We start from the raw sequence: 19267 nt of genomic DNA, 5'->3' as shown, positions 1-19267 counted from the left end.
ACATTGTCGCCGAGTACGGTCTTAGCCCAGTTGACGGTGCTCAACCATCAAGCAAAGGTTTTGCACCACGACCAAGCCTGCGTCAGCGGCTTGTTTGGCGGCTGCGTCGTTGACCACACCGATTTGTAGCCACAACGATTTCGCACCAATGGCAATGGCTTCTGCTGCGATGGGTGGAATGTCTTCTGAGTTGCGAAAACAGTTGACCATGTCAATGCGTTCGTGCATCGCCGCTTCGGTGAGTGAAGCGTAGGCTTTTTCGCCCAGCACTTCGGGGGCATTGGGGTTGATGGGCACGATGCGAAAGCCGTGCTCTTGCATGTACTTCGCCACGCGGAAACTGTCACGGTGCGGTTTGGGCGACAGGCCTACCACGGCGATGGTTTTGCAATTGGCGAGACTTTTGCGAATAGCGGCTTCGGACATGTTTATTGGCTGGTGACGATGGTGGGGGCGGGCAAGGTGGCCAGCGCTTCTTTCATCTTGCTCACGCTGAGCAACTCTGACAACACCAGCGGCGCTTTGCCTGGCGCATACAACACATACACAGGCACGCCGCTGCGCCCTAATGCGGTGAGTGCTGCGGTGATGGCGGGGTCGCGACGCGTCCAGTCGGCCCGCATGAGGGTGACTTGGTGTGAGGCAAAGTCTGCCAATACCTCGCTGTCAGATAGCGTGGATTTTTTGTTGATTTGGCAGGTCACACACCAAGCGGCGGTGAAATCCACAAACACGGGACGACCTTGTGCCAAGCTTTGCGCCACGGAGGTTTCGGACCATGGCTGCCAAGTGGCGCTGCCCTTGGATGTGGCGATGTTTGGCTTTGCATTGCTTTCTGCAGCGCTTGTGGTTGGCGCATTCAATTCTTCTGCAAAGCTAAACACGCCCCAAACCAAGCCCGCAGCAACCAGCCAAGCCAAACCACGCGCAGCAGGCGTGTGTTGTTTGATCGCCCAAATCAAAACAGCGAGCAGCAGCAAACCACATAGCGCAAACATGGCCGCATCTAAGCTGGTTTGTTGGCCCAACACCCACAGCAACCACACCACGGTGGCCAACATGGGGAAGGCCAACAACTGACGCAGCGTGACCATCCAAGGGCCAGGGTGAGGCAGCAGGCGGGCCACTGCCGGCATGAAGCTGGCCAGCAAATAAGGCGCAGCAAGCCCCAAGCCCATCACCATAAAAATGCTCAGCGCTTGCCATGCGGGCAAGGTCATGGCCAACCCCAATGAAGCACCCATGAAGGGGGCGGTGCAGGGCGACGCCACTGCCACAGCCAGCACCCCCGAGAGTGCGGCGTCCATGACGGGGTGTTTGTATTGAAAGCTCGCCACGCGGGAGGGCAGTATTTGCCCAAATTCAAATAAGCCAAACAAGTTCAGCGCAATGAGTGTGAAGAAGGCTGCCAGCACACTCACCACGACGGGCGATTGCAATTGGAAGCCCCAGCCCAATTGCTCACCCGCCACACGCAGCGCCAACACGCCAGCACCCAAGGCCAAAAAGCTCAACACCACACCTGCGGTGTAGGCCATGCCCGCCACCCGGTGTGCACGGTGAGCGCGGCTGTGTTGGGCAAAGCCCAGCAGTTTGATGGCCAACACAGGAAGCACACAAGGCATGAGGTTGAGGATGAGACCGCCTACAAAAGCGCCTAACATCGCCAACGCAAAACCCAAAGCGCCTTCGTCGCTCGCAACAGGTGCGACGACGGGTGCTGTGGCCGCTGGTAGTTCTGACACCGCAGGCCATGCTTGTGTGATGGCGGCAGACACTTCAAAACCTTGTCGCGCCGAGTCCTCACCCGCCGTGAGTACAAAACTCAGTTCTTTCGGGTCGTTCAAACGCAAATTACTCAGCGGAAGCTGCACGGTCCACACGCCGTCTTGCCAAGACTGGCTGGCGCGAGGGTGTTGTTCGGCGGCAGATTCCAACACCTCGGGCGCATTTGGAAAAACGCCCAAGCTTTTGCCGTGCAACGCGGCAGGTAAGCCGCTGACTTGCAGTGCCAAGCGCTGCGCATCAAAACTGGTGGTGGCTTTGACTGCGGGTAAGGCTTGGGGTTGCTGCGCTTGCAAGGCGTCAAACGCAGCAGCTTGAGGTGCATAGCTGCTGTTGACGGGAATGCGCAAGGCAAATTCGCCTTCTTGCGGGATGCACTCAAGGCGGCACACCAGCCAGTTGGCGTGCACTTGCAGGTCTAGCGTTTGTGAGGCGTTGGGTTTGTAGTCTTTTGAAACCATCAGCGGCACGGCCAGCAACACGGTTTTGTCGTAGCCGTAATTGGTGAGGTTGCCCGCTTTGAGCTTGTGCGGCAGAGGCCATTGCACATCAGCGGCTGTGATGCCTGCGGGGAGGTTGAGTTCAATTTGTGTGGGTAGGCCTGAGTCGCCAGGGTTGCGCCAGTAGGTGTGCCACTCGGGCTGGTGCGTGAGCTGCAAGCCCACCCATACGGGCTGACCCGCTTGCACGCCTTGCGGTGCATGGGCCACCAGTTCGGCGCGCACCTGCGGTGTGCTGACCACGGCGCTGGGCACGCCTTGCGCCCATGCAGAGCCGAGCAAGCCGGTAGCCAATAAAACACATGAGAAGAGTTTGAACATGCGCCAGATGTTACCGAGCTATGGCCTAAACCGCCTTGCGCTGGGGCAATGGCAAGGAAAGTAAGATGGCGTTCATGACTGCGAATACCAGCACACACACCGCCCAAGCTTTGGCCTCTCACCGTTGGGCTGAACTTAACACGCGTGACTTTGCCGCGTTGGATCCTACTCGCACAGTGGCCGTGTTGCCGCTAGGCGCCACGGAACAGCACGGGCCACACCTGCCGTTGTCGGTGGACACGGTGTTGGTGGATGGCGTGGTCAATGCTGCGCTGGGTCATTTGGCGGCGACGGATCCAGTGCTGGTGCTGCCCACGCAAACCGTTGGGCTGAGCACTGAGCACACCGCCTTTGCGGGCACGCTGCACTTGTCGCCACAAACCTTGATTCAACTCTGGTGTGACATTGGTGCATCTGTAGCGCGTGCGGGCGTGAAGAAGCTGCTGATGTTCAATTCGCATGGCGGCAACGTGGGGTTGATGGATGTGGTGGCCCGCGAACTGCGCGCACAGCATGGCTTGATTGTTTACAGCAGCAGCTGGTACAACTTGCCAATGGATGCGGACGTGATGGGGCAGTTTTCTGCAGATGAACACCGCTTTGGCATCCACGCAGGTGACATTGAAACATCCATGATGCTGGCGCTGTCGCCCAGTAGCGTGAACATGGCCGAGGCGCAAAACTTTGCCTCCAGCTCGCAAGATCGAGCCAAGCACTATGCAGTGTTGGGCAACGGCAAAAGCGCCAAACTCGGTTGGCACATGCAGGACTACAACCCGCAAGGCGCTGCAGGAAATGCTGCTGCAGCCACGGCCGCTAAGGGCGAGGCGCTGGTGCAAAGTGCGGGCGAGCAGCTGGCGCTGTTGCTCAAAGAACTGGTTACGTTGCCGCTAAGCACGGTACGCGTTTAAGGCCTTAGTCAGCGCGGGCCAAGACAAGCGTGCGGCCCTAAAAATTCAGTAACTGAGTTTTAAGCGAACGTCACCCAGGCTTTGTGATTGGGTGTTTCCAAGTGTGGCAAGCCATTAAAGCTCTGTAGGCTGTGCCGTTTCGGGTTGAAGCTGAATTCAGTTACGGCCGTGTTGCGCAAACGCATGTTCAGCTCAATGCTGGTTTCTGGGCTGGTGCGCAGCACATGTGCTACCGCCGTGGCAATCGGCCCGCCGCTGGATACCAACAAAACATTCCCGTCCTGCTGTTGGCGAATTTGGTCAAGTGCAGATGTAACGCCATGCGCAAATTCGGCATAGCTGGGCATGCCTTGTGGGCTAACAACTCCCGCCATCCATTGCGCGAGGCCGTCGCGTAACAGTCGGAAATACTGTTTGTAGCCTTCTTGTGTGGTGGGCTTGACCAACTCGCCGGGTTGAATGCTGCGAATCACGGCCTCGGCATCGTACTCATTGAGGGTGGGCAATACGAGAGCCTCATGTGTCGTGCCCATGCCGGCTTGAATGCCAGCCAAGGTTTGCGCGTGGCGTTTCATCGACCCAGTGATGACGGCGTCAAATTGGATGCCTAGCGATCGCCAGTGCTCGCCAAGGCGTTGGCTTTGCTGTTGCCCCAATGGGCTGAGCTGGTCGTAGTCGGCGGCGCCTAAGGAGGCTTGCCCGTGTCGCACTAAGTAGAGATGTCCCATGTTTGTGATGCGTGTTATTTATTCAAGGTGCTTGCAGTGCGGAGCGCACCATCCACACCACCGTGCCCAAAAGCGCCAAGGCCATGATGCGGTTGAACCATTGCAGCCGTTGGGCGGTGTCGTTGGGTCCGCGCAACCAATGGCGCAAGCTGGCGCCTATCCATGCATAGGTGAGGTTGCTGGTGAGCCCAAAGAACATGAAGATGGGCAAGGTTTCAAGCAAGCGGGTGATGGTGTCCTCATGGCCAATGACCCAGCCACTCACCACAGACAAAGCCAAGAACCACGCTTTGATGTTGACGAATTGCAGCGTCACACCTTGTTTGAAACCTACAACTGGGCCAATTGCTGCCTCGCTCAAATGTTGCGTGTTTGCCAGTTTCCATGCGAGCCACAACAAATACAAAACACCCGCCGCCAGCAGCCCCCAGCGCAGGGGTGGGTAGCCCAGCACCATCACGCCTAATCCCGCTGCGTTGAGCATGAGCAATACCCCCCAGCCAGCTGGCACGGCGCAGACAAAAGGTAACGCACGACGCAAGCCGTGGTTGGCTGCAATCGTGGCCGACAGGGCGGTGTTTGGCCCCGGTGTGAAGGTGCCCACCGTCGCGAGGGTGATCAAGGTAAATAGTTCTTCGCTGCTCATGCAGGCGAGGATAGTTGCTCCCAACGCTCTAGGGCTGTCATCAGTGCGTCTTCAATTTCGGTATCGCGCTTGTGCAGCTGCGCCATTTTGGCGGGATCGCTGGCGTAAAGGCTGCTGTCGTTCAGCGCGGCTTGCGTTTCTTTTTGCTCAGCTTCGAGCGAGGCGATGAGATCGGGGAGTGCGTCGAGTTCGCGTTGCTCTTTGTAGCTGAGCTTGCGAGCCTTCACGGCAGGTTGCGCTGCTGGCGCTTTGGGCTGTTCTGAGACAGTGTTTTTTGCAATCGGTGCTGCAGGTTTGGCCTGTGGGGCTAGGCTGCGAGCACGTTCGGACTGGATGAGCCAGTCCTGCACGCCGCCCTCGTATTCACGCCAGAAACCAGGCTTGTCATCCGCACCTTCAAACACTAAGGTGCTGGTGGCCACGTTGTCGAGGAAGGTGCGGTCATGGCTGACGATGAACACTGTGCCATCGTACTTTTGCAGCAATTCTTCGAGCAATTCCAGTGTGTCGATGTCCAAGTCGTTGGTCGGCTCGTCCAGTACCAGCACGTTGGCGGGGCGCGCAAACAAGCGTGCCAAGAGCAAACGGTTGCGTTCACCGCCTGAAAGAGAGCGAACTGGCGACGTAGCACGCGCGGGCGAAAACAAGAAGTCATCCAAGTAGCTTTTGACATGTTTGCGCTGTGTGCCGATTTCAATCCACTCACTGCCGGGGCTGATGAAGTCTTCCAGCGAAGCGTCCATGTCCAGTGCGTTGCGCATTTGGTCAAAGTACGCCACTTGCAAGTTGGCTCCTTGGCGAATCTTGCCGCTGTCGGGCTGGAGTTCGCCCAAAATCATTTTCAACAGGGTAGATTTGCCAACGCCGTTGGGGCCGATCAAGCCCACCTTGTCGCCACGCAAGAAGGTGGCGGAGAAGTTTTTGGCAATCACTTTGCCACCGAAGGCTTTGCTTACTTCTGTGAGTTCAGCCACGATTTTGCCGGTGGGTGCGCCGCTGGCCACATCCAACTTAACTCGGCCCACGGCTTCGCGACGCGCTTCGCGTTGTTTTCGCAAGGCCTCTAGGCGGGCGATGCGGCTTTGGCTACGTGTGCGGCGCGCTTCTACGCCTTTACGAATCCAGACCTCTTCGCCTGCCAATAGCTTGTCGGCCTTGGCGTTGATGACGGCTTCTTGTGCGGCCTGTTCTTCTTTTTGTAGTTGGTATTGCGAGAAGTTGCCGGGGTAGGTCATCAAATGGCCACGGTCCAATTCCACAATGCGTGTGGCCACTTTGTCGAGGAACGAGCGGTCGTGGGTGATGGTGATGATGCTGCCCTTGAAATCAATCAAGAGTTGCTCTAGCCATTCAATGCTGTCGAGATCCAAGTGGTTGGTTGGTTCGTCGAGCAAGAGCACATCCGGCGATGTGACCAAGGCCTGGGCGAGGGCTACGCGTTTGAGTGTGCCGCCAGAGAGCGCATTGATACGCGCGTCAGGGTCTAGGTGCAAGCGGTGCAATGTTTCTTGTACACGCTGTTCCCAGTTCCAGCCGTCAAACATTTCAATCTCGTTTTGCATGGCAGTGAGGTCGCCCTCACCTGCAGAGTACTGCTCGATCAGATGAATGACTCGCGCAAGACCGGCACTGACTGATTGGAAGACGGATGCGTTGCTGTCGAGTTGCGGTTCTTGCGCCACATAGGTCACGCGCAAACCTTGCTGAACGCGTAATTCACCGTCATCGGGCTTCTCAAGTCCGCCCAAGATACGTAGTAAAGAGGATTTGCCTGCGCCATTACGGCCGATCAGACCAACGCGTTCAGCGGTTTCAAGAGAGAACTCTGCGTGATCTAGCAAAGCTACGTGCCCAAATGCGAGCTGGGCGTTCTGTAAAGTAATCAAAGACATGCCGCATTATCTAGGGCCCTGCCAGAAGGCGGCCAATCAATGTGTGACCTCTTTCGGAGAAGGGGGTAAGTTGGCGCGTTATGAACTTTTTTGAAAAAAGTTGCGCGAAGCCAAAAAGTAGTGCTATACTGACGGGCTCCGCTAATGAGAACTGTTAAGGGTTAACCAGAAGCAGCATTGACGGAGGTGGTAAAAAAGATTTTTAAAATTTCTTCGAAATGTTCAAAAATCCGATGTATACTGCAAGGCTTCGCTGATCGCAGCGGTCTTACTCAAGAGATTGGGTGGTTCATTAAAAACATACAGCCGATAAGCGTGGGCGTTTGATGGTGATTGCCAAGTTCTTTAGGAACTTAGCTTTTTAGCTAACAAACGCTCATGAAGTAAAACGATGTGAAATTCGTCAAAGAAAATCACGTCGATTCCAATTTATGAGTTGCTCGAAAGAGCGAAAAAATATCAAGATCGAACTATAGAGTTTGATCCTGGCTCAGATTGAACGCTGGCGGAATGCTTTACACATGCAAGTCGAACGGCAGCACGGACTTCGGTCTGGTGGCGAGTGGCGAACGGGTGAGTAATATATCGGAACGTGCCCAGTCGTGGGGGATAACGTAGTGAAAATTACGCTAATACCGCATACGATCTACGGATGAAAGCGGGGGATCGCAAGACCTCGCGCGATTGGAGCGGCCGATATCAGATTAGGTAGTTGGTGAGGTAAAGGCTCACCAAGCCGACGATCTGTAGCTGGTCTGAGAGGACGACCAGCCACACTGGGACTGAGACACGGCCCAGACTCCTACGGGAGGCAGCAGTGGGGAATTTTGGACAATGGACGCAAGTCTGATCCAGCCATTCCGCGTGCAGGACGAAGGCCTTCGGGTTGTAAACTGCTTTTGTACAGAACGAAAAGGTCTCTATTAATACTAGGGGCTCATGACGGTACTGTAAGAATAAGCACCGGCTAACTACGTGCCAGCAGCCGCGGTAATACGTAGGGTGCAAGCGTTAATCGGAATTACTGGGCGTAAAGCGTGCGCAGGCGGTTATGTAAGACAGAGGTGAAATCCCCGGGCTCAACCTGGGAACTGCCTTTGTGACTGCATAGCTGGAGTACGGCAGAGGGGGATGGAATTCCGCGTGTAGCAGTGAAATGCGTAGATATGCGGAGGAACACCGATGGCGAAGGCAATCCCCTGGGCCTGTACTGACGCTCATGCACGAAAGCGTGGGGAGCAAACAGGATTAGATACCCTGGTAGTCCACGCCCTAAACGATGTCAACTGGTTGTTGGGTCTTCACTGACTCAGTAACGAAGCTAACGCGTGAAGTTGACCGCCTGGGGAGTACGGCCGCAAGGTTGAAACTCAAAGGAATTGACGGGGACCCGCACAAGCGGTGGATGATGTGGTTTAATTCGATGCAACGCGAAAAACCTTACCCACCTTTGACATGGCAGGAACTTACCAGAGATGGTTTGGTGCTCGAAAGAGAACCTGCACACAGGTGCTGCATGGCTGTCGTCAGCTCGTGTCGTGAGATGTTGGGTTAAGTCCCGCAACGAGCGCAACCCTTGTCATTAGTTGCTACATTTAGTTGGGCACTCTAATGAGACTGCCGGTGACAAACCGGAGGAAGGTGGGGATGACGTCAAGTCCTCATGGCCCTTATAGGTGGGGCTACACACGTCATACAATGGCTGGTACAAAGGGTTGCCAACCCGCGAGGGGGAGCTAATCCCATAAAACCAGTCGTAGTCCGGATCGCAGTCTGCAACTCGACTGCGTGAAGTCGGAATCGCTAGTAATCGTGGATCAGAATGTCACGGTGAATACGTTCCCGGGTCTTGTACACACCGCCCGTCACACCATGGGAGCGGGTTCTGCCAGAAGTAGTTAGCCTAACCGCAAGGAGGGCGATTACCACGGCAGGGTTCGTGACTGGGGTGAAGTCGTAACAAGGTAGCCGTATCGGAAGGTGCGGCTGGATCACCTCCTTTCTGGAAAACTGCAATCTAAATTGAACGTCCACACTTATCGGTTGTTTTGAAGGTTGTCGTCGATTGAGCTCGGGTTTGCTGAGTTGGTCGCGACCGGCTTGGGTCTGTAGCTCAGTTGGTTAGAGCACTGTGTTGATAACGCAGGGGTCGTTGGTTCGATTCCAACCAGACCCACCAAACGTCTAAGTGATTCATTGGGGGATTAGCTCAGCTGGGAGAGCACCTGCTTTGCAAGCAGGGGGTCGTCGGTTCGATCCCGTCATCCTCCACCATTCATTCAACAACAAAGCGGCTTCTATTGAGGCTTTTTTGTTGTTGATCGATATTGATTGATTAACTAGGCTGTTCATTAAAAATTCATAGAGTAGATATCAGAGTTACTAGCGGAAACTGCACATTCGTAAAGGTTTAGTGCAGACCGTGCCGCTAGTAACATTTTTGATTGCGTCAAAACGAATATTCAACGATGTTGAAAGACATTTTTGAAATTCAGTAATGACGAATAATTCTCTCGATAGAAATATCGAAGTTTATTCACATTACGGCATAACGCGACAGGTGAGAGACCTGTCAAATCAGTCCTTGAAAACAATTTTGATCTCGAAAGAGGCGTCAAAGTTATAGGGTCAAGTGACTAAGAGCATATGGTGGATGCCTTGGCAATGATAGGCGACGAAAGACGTGATAGCCTGCGATAAGCTTCGGGGAGCTGGCAAATAAGCTTTGATCCGGAGATTTCTGAATGGGGAAACCTTCCCGCAAGGGAATCCTGCAGTGAATACATAGCTGCAGGAGGCGAACCGGGTGAACTGAAACATCTCAGTAGCTCGAGGAAAAGACATCAACCGAGATTCCGAAAGTAGTGGCGAGCGAAATCGGAGAAGCCTGCTAGTGATAACACAAGACTTAACGGAACGATCTGGAAAGGTCGGCTATAGAGGGTGATAGCCCCGTACGTGAAAAGACCTGTGTGGTACTAAGCTAGCGACAAGTAGGGCGGGACACGTGTAATCCTGTCTGAATATGGGGGGACCATCCTCCAAGGCTAAATACTCATCATTGACCGATAGTGAACTAGTACCGTGAGGGAAAGGCGAAAAGAACCCCGGGAGGGGAGTGAAATAGATCCTGAAACCGTATGCTTACAAAAAGTAGGAGCCCGCAAGGGTGACTGCGTACCTTTTGTATAATGGGTCAGCGACTTACATTCAGTGGCAAGGTTAACCGAATAGGGAAGCCGTAGAGAAATCGAGTCCGAATAGGGCGAATTAGTCGCTGGGTGTAGACCCGAAACCAAGTGATCTATCCATGGGCAGGATGAAGGTGCCGTAACAGGTACTGGAGGTCCGAACCGACTAATGTTGCAAAATTAGCGGATGACCTGTGGATAGGGGTGAAAGGCTAAACAAACTTGGAAATAGCTGGTTCTCTCCGAAAACTATTTAGGTAGTGCCTCAAGTATTACCTGCGGGGGTAGAGCACTGTTTTGGCTAGGGGGTCATGGCGACTTACCAAACCAATGCAAACTCCGAATACCGCAGAGTACAGCTTGGGAGACAGAGCACCGGGTGCTAACGTCCGGACTCAAGAGGGAAACAACCCAGACCGCCAGCTAAGGTCCCTAAAATTGGCTAAGTGGGAAACGAAGTGGGAAGGCTAAAACAGTCAGGATGTTGGCTTAGAAGCAGCCATCATTTAAAGAAAGCGTAATAGCTCACTGATCGAGTCGTCCTGCGCGGAAGATGTAACGGGGCTAAGCCAGTTACCGAAGCTGCGGATTTGCAATTTATTGCAAGTGGTAGGAGAGCGTTCTGTAAGCCTGTGAAGGTGTGTTGTAAAGCATGCTGGAGGTATCAGAAGTGCGAATGCTGACATGAGTAGCGTTAAAGGGGGTGAAAAGCCCCCTCGCCGTAAGCGCAAGGTTTTCTACGCAACGTTCATCGGCGTAGAGTAAGTCGGCCCCTAAGGCGAGGCAGAGATGCGTAGTTGATGGGAAACAGGTAAATATTCCTGTACCGATGTGTAGTGCGATGTGGGGACGGAGAAGGTTAGCTCAGCAGACTGTTGGATATGTCTGTTCAAGCCTGTAGTCGTGCCTGGTAGGTAAATCCGCCGGGCTTAGATGAGGGGTGATAACGAGGATGCTTGCATCCGAAGTGAGTGATACCCTGCTTCCAGGAAAAGCCACTAAGCTTCAGCTACACACGACCGTACCGCAAACCGACACTGGTGCGCGAGATGAGTATTCTAAGGCGCTTGAGAGAACTCAGGAGAAGGAACTCGGCAAATTGACACCGTAACTTCGGAAGAAGGTGTGCCTTTAGTATGTGAACCTGTACAAGGGGAGCAGAATGAGGCCTCAGAGAATCGGTGGCTGCGACTGTTTAATAAAAACACAGCACTCTGCAAACACGAAAGTGGACGTATAGGGTGTGACGCCTGCCCGGTGCTGGAAGATTAAATGATGGGGTGCAAGCTCTTGATTGAAGTCCCAGTAAACGGCGGCCGTAACTATAACGGTCCTAAGGTAGCGAAATTCCTTGTCGGGTAAGTTCCGACCTGCACGAATGGCGTAACGATGGCCACACTGTCTCCTCCTGAGACTCAGCGAAGTTGAAATGTTTGTGATGATGCAATCTCCCCGCGGAAAGACGGAAAGACCCCATGAACCTTTACTGTAGCTTTGTATTGGATTTTGAACGGATCTGTGTAGGATAGGTGGGAGGCTTTGAAGCCGGGACGCTAGTCTCGGTGGAGCCGACGTTGAAATACCACCCTGGTGCGTTTGAGGTTCTAACCTAGGTCCATTATCTGGATCGGGGACAGTGCATGGTAGGCAGTTTGACTGGGGCGGTCTCCTCCCAAAGCGTAACGGAGGAGTTCGAAGGTACGCTAGTTACGGTCGGACATCGTGATAATAGTGCAATGGCATAAGCGTGCTTAACTGCGAGACTGACAAGTCGAGCAGATACGAAAGTAGGACATAGTGATCCGGTGGTTCTGTATGGAAGGGCCATCGCTCAACGGATAAAAGGTACTCTGGGGATAACAGGCTGATACCGCCCAAGAGTTCATATCGACGGCGGTGTTTGGCACCTCGATGTCGGCTCATCTCATCCTGGGGCTGTAGCCGGTCCCAAGGGTATGGCTGTTCGCCATTTAAAGAGGTACGTGAGCTGGGTTTAAAACGTCGTGAGACAGTTTGGTCCCTATCTTCCGTGGGCGCTGCAGATTTGAGGAAGCCTGCTCCTAGTACGAGAGGACCGGAGTGGACACACCTCTGGTGTATCGGTTGTCACGCCAGTGGCATTGCCGAGTAGCTATGTGTGGAAGAGATAACCGCTGAAAGCATCTAAGCGGGAAACTCGTTTCAAGATGAGATCTGCCGGGGCCTTGAGCCCCCTAAAGAGTCGTTCAAGACCAGGACGTTGATAGGTCAGGTGTGGAAGCGTAGTAATACGTTAAGCTAACTGATACTAATTGCTCGTGCGGCTTGACCCTATAACTTTGATCGAAACCTTAACTGGTTTGTTGTGATCAAGGAAGTTATGCCAAGTGACGCATTCAAAATAAATCTGATATCACTCTATGAATTCGTTGCCTTGACCCAGTCAAGGTGACAACAAGTTATGCCTGATGACCATAGCAAGTTGGTACCACTCCTTCCCATCCCGAACAGGACCGTGAAACGACTTAGCGCCGATGATAGTGCGGATTCCCGTGTGAAAGTAGGACATCGTCAGGCTCTTACAGCCTCAAAAACCCCCGCTCATTCGAGTGGGGGTTTTTGTTCCCAAGCTCTCTACCTAAGGGTAGAGATGTTTGGAGATTCTTCTGAACGAAAAATCTCCAAACATTTGCAAAGTGGCGCTTAGATGTGCTATACTGCAAAGCTTCGCTGATCGCAGCGGTCTTACTCAAGAGATTGGGTGGTTCATTAAAAACATACAGCCGATAAGCGTGGGCGTTTGATGGTGATTGCCAAGTTCTTTAGGAACTTAGCTTTTTAGCTAACAAACGCTCATGAAGTAAAACGATGTGAAATTCGTCAAAGAAAATCACGTCGATTCCAATTTATGAGTTGCTCGAAAGAGCGAAAAAATATCAAGATCGAACTATAGAGTTTGATCCTGGCTCAGATTGAACGCTGGCGGAATGCTTTACACATGCAAGTCGAACGGCAGCACGGACTTCGGTCTGGTGGCGAGTGGCGAACGGGTGAGTAATATATCGGAACGTGCCCAGTCGTGGGGGATAACGTAGTGAAAATTACGCTAATACCGCATACGATCTACGGATGAAAGCGGGGGATCGCAAGACCTCGCGCGATTGGAGCGGCCGATATCAGATTAGGTAGTTGGTGAGGTAAAGGCTCACCAAGCCGACGATCTGTAGCTGGTCTGAGAGGACGACCAGCCACACTGGGACTGAGACACGGCCCAGACTCCTACGGGAGGCAGCAGTGGGGAATTTTGGACAATGGACGCAAGTCTGATCCAGCCATTCCGCGTGCAGGACGAAGGCCTTCGGGTTGTAAACTGCTTTTGTACAGAACGAAAAGGTCTCTATTAATACTAGGGGCTCATGACGGTACTGTAAGAATAAGCACCGGCTAACTACGTGCCAGCAGCCGCGGTAATACGTAGGGTGCAAGCGTTAATCGGAATTACTGGGCGTAAAGCGTGCGCAGGCGGTTATGTAAGACAGAGGTGAAATCCCCGGGCTCAACCTGGGAACTGCCTTTGTGACTGCATAGCTGGAGTACGGCAGAGGGGGATGGAATTCCGCGTGTAGCAGTGAAATGCGTAGATATGCGGAGGAACACCGATGGCGAAGGCAATCCCCTGGGCCTGTACTGACGCTCATGCACGAAAGCGTGGGGAGCAAACAGGATTAGATACCCTGGTAGTCCACGCCCTAAACGATGTCAACTGGTTGTTGGGTCTTCACTGACTCAGTAACGAAGCTAACGCGTGAAGTTGACCGCCTGGGGAGTACGGCCGCAAGGTTGAAACTCAAAGGAATTGACGGGGACCCGCACAAGCGGTGGATGATGTGGTTTAATTCGATGCAACGCGAAAAACCTTACCCACCTTTGACATGGCAGGAACTTACCAGAGATGGTTTGGTGCTCGAAAGAGAACCTGCACACAGGTGCTGCATGGCTGTCGTCAGCTCGTGTCGTGAGATGTTGGGTTAAGTCCCGCAACGAGCGCAACCCTTGTCATTAGTTGCTACATTTAGTTGGGCACTCTAATGAGACTGCCGGTGACAAACCGGAGGAAGGTGGGGATGACGTCAAGTCCTCATGGCCCTTATAGGTGGGGCTACACACGTCATACAATGGCTGGTACAAAGGGTTGCCAACCCGCGAGGGGGAGCTAATCCCATAAAACCAGTCGTAGTCCGGATCGCAGTCTGCAACTCGACTGCGTGAAGTCGGAATCGCTAGTAATCGTGGATCAGAATGTCACGGTGAATACGTTCCCGGGTCTTGTACACACCGCCCGTCACACCATGGGAGCGGGTTCTGCCAGAAGTAGTTAGCCTAACCGCAAGGAGGGCGATTACCACGGCAGGGTTCGTGACTGGGGTGAAGTCGTAACAAGGTAGCCGTATCGGAAGGTGCGGCTGGATCACCTCCTTTCTGGAAAACTGCAATCTAAATTGAACGTCCACACTTATCGGTTGTTTTGAAGGTTGTCGTCGATTGAGCTCGGGTTTGCTGAGTTGGTCGCGACCGGCTTGGGTCTGTAGCTCAGTTGGTTAGAGCACTGTGTTGATAACGCAGGGGTCGTTGGTTCGATTCCAACCAGACCCACCAAACGTCTAAGTGATTCATTGGGGGATTAGCTCAGCTGGGAGAGCACCTGCTTTGCAAGCAGGGGGTCGTCGGTTCGATCCCGTCATCCTCCACCATTCATTCAACAACAAAGCGGCTTCTATTGAGGCTTTTTTGTTGTTGATCGATATTGATTGATTAACTAGGCTGTTCATTAAAAATTCATAGAGTAGATATCAGAGTTACTAGCGGAAACTGCACATTCGTAAAGGTTTAGTGCAGACCGTGCCGCTAGTAACATTTTTGATTGCGTCAAAACGAATATTCAACGATGTTGAAAGACATTTTTGAAATTCAGTAATGACGAATAATTCTCTCGATAGAAATATCGAAGTTTATTCACATTACGGCATAACGCGACAGGTGAGAGACCTGTCAAATCAGTCCTTGAAAACAATTTTGATCTCGAAAGAGGCGTCAAAGTTATAGGGTCAAGTGACTAAGAGCATATGGTGGATGCCTTGGCAATGATAGGCGACGAAAGACGTGATAGCCTGCGATAAGCTTCGGGGAGCTGGCAAATAAGCTTTGATCCGGAGATTTCTGAATGGGGAAACCTTCCCGCAAGGGAATCCTGCAGTGAATACATAGCTGCAGGAGGCGAACCGGGTGAACTGAAACATCTCAGTAGCTCGAGGAAAAGACATCAACCGAGATTCCGAAAGTAGTGGCGAGCGAAATCGGAGAAGCCTGCTAGTGATAACACAAGACTTAACGGAACGATCTGGAAAGGTCGGCTATAGAGGGTGATAGCCCCGTACGTGAAAAGACCTGTGTGGTACTAAGCTAGCGACAAGTAGGGCGGGACACGTGTAATCCTGTCTGAATATGGGGGGACCATCCTCCAAGGCTAAATACTCATCATTGACCGATAGTGAACTAGTACCGTGAGGGAAAGGCGAAAAGAACCCCGGGAGGGGAGTGAAATAGATCCTGAAACCGTATGCTTACAAAAAGTAGGAGCCCGCAAGGGTGACTGCGTACCTTTTGTATAATGGGTCAGCGACTTACATTCAGTGGCAAGGTTAACCGAATAGGGAAGCCGTAGAGAAATCGAGTCCGAATAGGGCGAATTAGTCGCTGGGTGTAGACCCGAAACCAAGTGATCTATCCATGGGCAGGATGAAGGTGCCGTAACAGGTACTGGAGGTCCGAACCGACTAATGTTGCAAAATTAGCGGATGACCTGTGGATAGGGGTGAAAGGCTAAACAAACTTGGAAATAGCTGGTTCTCTCCGAAAACTATTTAGGTAGTGCCTCAAGTATTACCTGCGGGGGTAGAGCACTGTTTTGGCTAGGGGGTCATGGCGACTTACCAAACCAATGCAAACTCCGAATACCGCAGAGTACAGCTTGGGAGACAGAGCACCGGGTGCTAACGTCCGGACTCAAGAGGGAAACAACCCAGACCGCCAGCTAAGGTCCCTAAAATTGGCTAAGTGGGAAACGAAGTGGGAAGGCTAAAACAGTCAGGATGTTGGCTTAGAAGCAGCCATCATTTAAAGAAAGCGTAATAGCTCACTGATCGAGTCGTCCTGCGCGGAAGATGTAACGGGGCTAAGCCAGTTACCGAAGCTGCGGATTTGCAATTTATTGCAAGTGGTAGGAGAGCGTTCTGTAAGCCTGTGAAGGTGTGTTGTAAAGCATGCTGGAGGTATCAGAAGTGCGAATGCTGACATGAGTAGCGTTAAAGGGGGTGAAAAGCCCCCTCGCCGTAAGCGCAAGGTTTTCTACGCAACGTTCATCGGCGTAGAGTAAGTCGGCCCCTAAGGCGAGGCAGAGATGCGTAGTTGATGGGAAACAGGTAAATATTCCTGTACCGATGTGTAGTGCGATGTGGGGACGGAGAAGGTTAGCTCAGCAGACTGTTGGATATGTCTGTTCAAGCCTGTAGTCGTGCCTGGTAGGTAAATCCGCCGGGCTTAGATGAGGGGTGATAACGAGGATGCTTGCATCCGAAGTGAGTGATACCCTGCTTCCAGGAAAAGCCACTAAGCTTCAGCTACACACGACCGTACCGCAAACCGACACTGGTGCGCGAGATGAGTATTCTAAGGCGCTTGAGAGAACTCAGGAGAAGGAACTCGGCAAATTGACACCGTAACTTCGGAAGAAGGTGTGCCTTTAGTATGTGAACCTGTACAAGGGGAGCAGAATGAGGCCTCAGAGAATCGGTGGCTGCGACTGTTTAATAAAAACACAGCACTCTGCAAACACGAAAGTGGACGTATAGGGTGTGACGCCTGCCCGGTGCTGGAAGATTAAATGATGGGGTGCAAGCTCTTGATTGAAGTCCCAGTAAACGGCGGCCGTAACTATAACGGTCCTAAGGTAGCGAAATTCCTTGTCGGGTAAGTTCCGACCTGCACGAATGGCGTAACGATGGCCACACTGTCTCCTCCTGAGACTCAGCGAAGTTGAAATGTTTGTGATGATGCAATCTCCCCGCGGAAAGACGGAAAGACCCCATGAACCTTTACTGTAGCTTTGTATTGGATTTTGAACGGATCTGTGTAGGATAGGTGGGAGGCTTTGAAGCCGGGACGCTAGTCTCGGTGGAGCCGACGTTGAAATACCACCCTGGTGCGTTTGAGGTTCTAACCTAGGTCCATTATCTGGATCGGGGACAGTGCATGGTAGGCAGTTTGACTGGGGCGGTCTCCTCCCAAAGCGTAACGGAGGAGTTCGAAGGTACGCTAGTTACGGTCGGACATCGTGATAATAGTGCAATGGCATAAGCGTGCTTAACTGCGAGACTGACAAGTCGAGCAGATACGAAAGTAGGACATAGTGATCCGGTGGTTCTGTATGGAAGGGCCATCGCTCAACGGATAAAAGGTACTCTGGGGATAACAGGCTGATACCGCCCAAGAGTTCATATCGACGGCGGTGTTTGGCACCTCGATGTCGGCTCATCTCATCCTGGGGCTGTAGCCGGTCCCAAGGGTATGGCTGTTCGCCATTTAAAGAGGTACGTGAGCTGGGTTTAAAACGTCGTGAGACAGTTTGGTCCCTATCTTCCGTGGGCGCTGCAGATTTGAGGAAGCCTGCTCCTAGTACGAGAGGACCGGAGTGGACACACCTCTGGTGTATCGGTTGTCACGCCAGTGGCATTGCCGAGTAGCTATGTGTGGAAGAGATAACCGCTGAAAGCATCTAAGCGGGAAACTCGTTTCAAGATGAGATCTGCCGGGGCCTTGAGCCCCCTAAAGAGTCGTTCAAGACCAGGACGTTGATAGGTCAGGTGTGGAAGCGTAGTAATACGTTAAGCTAACTGATACTAATTGCTCGTGCGGCTTGACCCTATAACTTTGATCGAAACCTTAACTGGTTTGTTGTGATCAAGGAAGTTATGCCAAGTGACGCATTCAAAATAAATCTGATATCACTCTATGAATTCGTTGCCTTGACCCAGTCAAGGTGACAACAAGTTATGCCTGATGACCATAGCAAGTTGGTACCACTCCTTCCCATCCCGAACAGGACCGTGAAACGACTTAGCGCCGATGATAGTGCGGATTCCCGTGTGAAAGTAGGACATCGTCAGGCTCTTACAGCCTCAAAAACCCCCGCTCATTCGAGTGGGGGTTTTTGTTTTTTGGTCTCTTAATTTGTATTAAAGATATGTGCGTCTTGGAGAGTACATGCGCCACTTTTTTCTAAGTCTTTACACAAACCAACAACCCAGTTTTCGAAGGTGAGTTCTTTCCCATACGCTTCGTGCAACAAACCCAAATATCGGGTGGCTTGTGCCCAAGCTAGAAAATCATCAAATGGTATTTTTTGAAACTCGAGCAATTTGAATTTCAACAACACTTTGGCAGCATAAATTGCATGTTTATCAGGCGCATTTCGAAACTGTTTTAATCGGCTCCATGCGCGTGCCAATGCGCCAGTAACATCATCAAAAAGCCCGCCATGGCCGGGCAAGATAAGTTTCGGTTCGAGGCCTTCAATTAGCTTCAAGGTTTGGCCTACCTCATCAAAGGCAGACAAACCTTCGATTTCAGGAAACACAACGCCGAAGCCGTTTTCCCATAGTGCATCAGCGGAAATCAAAATCCCGTTTGCTTTGTTAAAAATCACCACGGAGTGTGGATCATGCCCGGGGGCAGCGTGAACCCGCCACTCATTAGAACCAATAAGAAAAGTATCACCATCCTTCAACACATGGGTCTTGAAAAACGCTGGGCAGTGTTGTCCCGTCGGGATGTAAGTCAATGCCGCTGGATTCCATGCATCTACATAATTTGCATGCCCAGGTGGAATATAGGTCTCTATGCTTGGATCAATGGCTTGAAAGTAAGCGTTACCACCGCAATGATCGCTGTGTAAATGCGTGTTGAGAATTCCACTGAGCCGCCGCGTCCCAAGGTGCGATGTAACCAACGCATGCGTCTGCTTGGCATGCGTCCAATAGCCAGTGTCTACCAGAACTGCCTGTTCCTCATCCGAAATTAATACGTTATTAGATGACAGCCAACCTCTCTCAAAAAAAACAACGCCTGCAGGTAACCTGTGCATATTGATCCCAACCTATTAATGGCATTCGATTTTGACAGGTACACATCAACTGCACTCATAAAGTTGTAAGCAGAGTTACAACCAGAAATTAAGCGTAATGTTCGTATGTTGTCAG

General features: G+C 52.3%; 7 protein-coding genes, 4 tRNA genes and 6 rRNA genes. 11 read left to right on the top strand and 6 right to left on the bottom strand.

The annotated features are described in order from the left end of the window. Positions 1-21 precede the first annotated feature (21 nt). Both QMG27_RS11640 and QMG27_RS11635 read right to left on the bottom strand, forming a co-directional pair. Positions 22-426, bottom strand: a complete 405-nt coding sequence (locus QMG27_RS11640; protein WP_281811491.1) for a CoA-binding protein — start codon at positions 424-426, stop codon at positions 22-24. Between the two features lie 2 nt (positions 427-428). Beyond that, positions 429-2606 carry a thioredoxin family protein gene (locus QMG27_RS11635; RefSeq protein WP_281811489.1) on the bottom strand — a complete coding sequence of 726 codons (2178 nt, stop codon included), beginning with the start codon at positions 2604-2606 and terminating at the stop codon, positions 429-431. A 74-nt stretch (positions 2607-2680) separates the two neighbouring features. Here QMG27_RS11635 and QMG27_RS11630 point away from each other — a divergent pair, with 74 nt between their 5' ends. Further along, positions 2681-3517: a creatininase family protein gene (locus tag QMG27_RS11630; protein WP_281811487.1), complete on the top strand. Its 837-nt coding sequence runs from the start codon at positions 2681-2683 to the stop codon at positions 3515-3517. Between the two features lie 59 nt (positions 3518-3576). Here QMG27_RS11630 and QMG27_RS11625 read toward each other — a convergent pair whose 3' ends face one another. From QMG27_RS11625 to QMG27_RS11615, 3 genes are read right to left on the bottom strand one after another with little or no spacing between them, the layout of a single operon-like run. After that, a complete protein-coding gene (locus QMG27_RS11625; protein WP_281811485.1) occupies positions 3577-4245 on the bottom strand; it encodes a histidine phosphatase family protein in 669 nt (222 codons plus the stop codon). A gap of 22 nt (positions 4246-4267) precedes the next feature. Beyond that, positions 4268-4891: a LysE family translocator gene (locus tag QMG27_RS11620; protein ID WP_281811482.1), complete on the bottom strand. Its 624-nt coding sequence runs from the start codon at positions 4889-4891 to the stop codon at positions 4268-4270. After that, positions 4888-6783 (bottom strand): ATP-binding cassette domain-containing protein, encoded by a 1896-nt coding sequence (locus QMG27_RS11615; RefSeq protein ID WP_281811480.1) that lies wholly within the window; start codon positions 6781-6783, stop codon positions 4888-4890. The genes QMG27_RS11620 and QMG27_RS11615 overlap by 4 nt, the downstream gene beginning before the upstream one ends. A 467-nt stretch (positions 6784-7250) precedes the next feature. Here QMG27_RS11615 and QMG27_RS11610 point away from each other — a divergent pair. From QMG27_RS11610 to rrf (QMG27_RS11565), 10 genes are all read left to right on the top strand, one after another. Beyond that, positions 7251-8785 (top strand): 16S ribosomal RNA (locus QMG27_RS11610). 100 nt (positions 8786-8885) lie between these two features. Then, positions 8886-8962 (top strand) — tRNA-Ile (locus tag QMG27_RS11605). A 19-nt stretch (positions 8963-8981) separates the two neighbouring features. Further along, positions 8982-9057, top strand: a tRNA-Ala gene (locus QMG27_RS11600). A 352-nt stretch (positions 9058-9409) separates the two neighbouring features. Next, positions 9410-12286: ribosomal RNA gene (locus QMG27_RS11595) — 23S ribosomal RNA — on the top strand. 131 nt (positions 12287-12417) lie between these two features. Further along, positions 12418-12530 (top strand): 5S ribosomal RNA (rrf, locus tag QMG27_RS11590). A 367-nt stretch (positions 12531-12897) separates the two neighbouring features. Further along, a 16S ribosomal RNA gene (locus QMG27_RS11585) occupies positions 12898-14432 on the top strand. Positions 14433-14532: 100 nt separating this feature from the next. Further along, positions 14533-14609 (top strand) — tRNA-Ile (locus tag QMG27_RS11580). A gap of 19 nt (positions 14610-14628) precedes the next feature. Next, positions 14629-14704, top strand: a tRNA-Ala gene (locus QMG27_RS11575). Between the two features lie 352 nt (positions 14705-15056). Further along, positions 15057-17933: ribosomal RNA gene (locus QMG27_RS11570) — 23S ribosomal RNA — on the top strand. 131 nt (positions 17934-18064) lie between these two features. Continuing rightward, positions 18065-18177 (top strand): 5S ribosomal RNA (gene rrf / locus QMG27_RS11565). Together the 16S, 23S and 5S rRNA genes with 4 tRNA genes alongside form the textbook arrangement of a ribosomal RNA operon. A gap of 57 nt (positions 18178-18234) precedes the next feature. On the opposite strand, the gene QMG27_RS11560 is transcribed toward rrf (QMG27_RS11565), so the two are convergent. Next, on the bottom strand, positions 18235-19152 hold the full coding sequence (locus QMG27_RS11560; protein ID WP_281811478.1) for an MBL fold metallo-hydrolase: 918 nt from the start codon (positions 19150-19152) through the stop codon (positions 18235-18237). Positions 19153-19267 lie beyond the last annotated feature (115 nt).

It is taken from the genome of Limnohabitans sp. MORI2, from assembly GCF_027925025.1.
Lineage (GTDB): Bacteria > Pseudomonadota > Gammaproteobacteria > Burkholderiales > Burkholderiaceae_C > Limnohabitans.
Note: the sequence above shows the minus strand (reverse complement) of the source record. Positions and strands in the feature narration are given on the sequence as shown.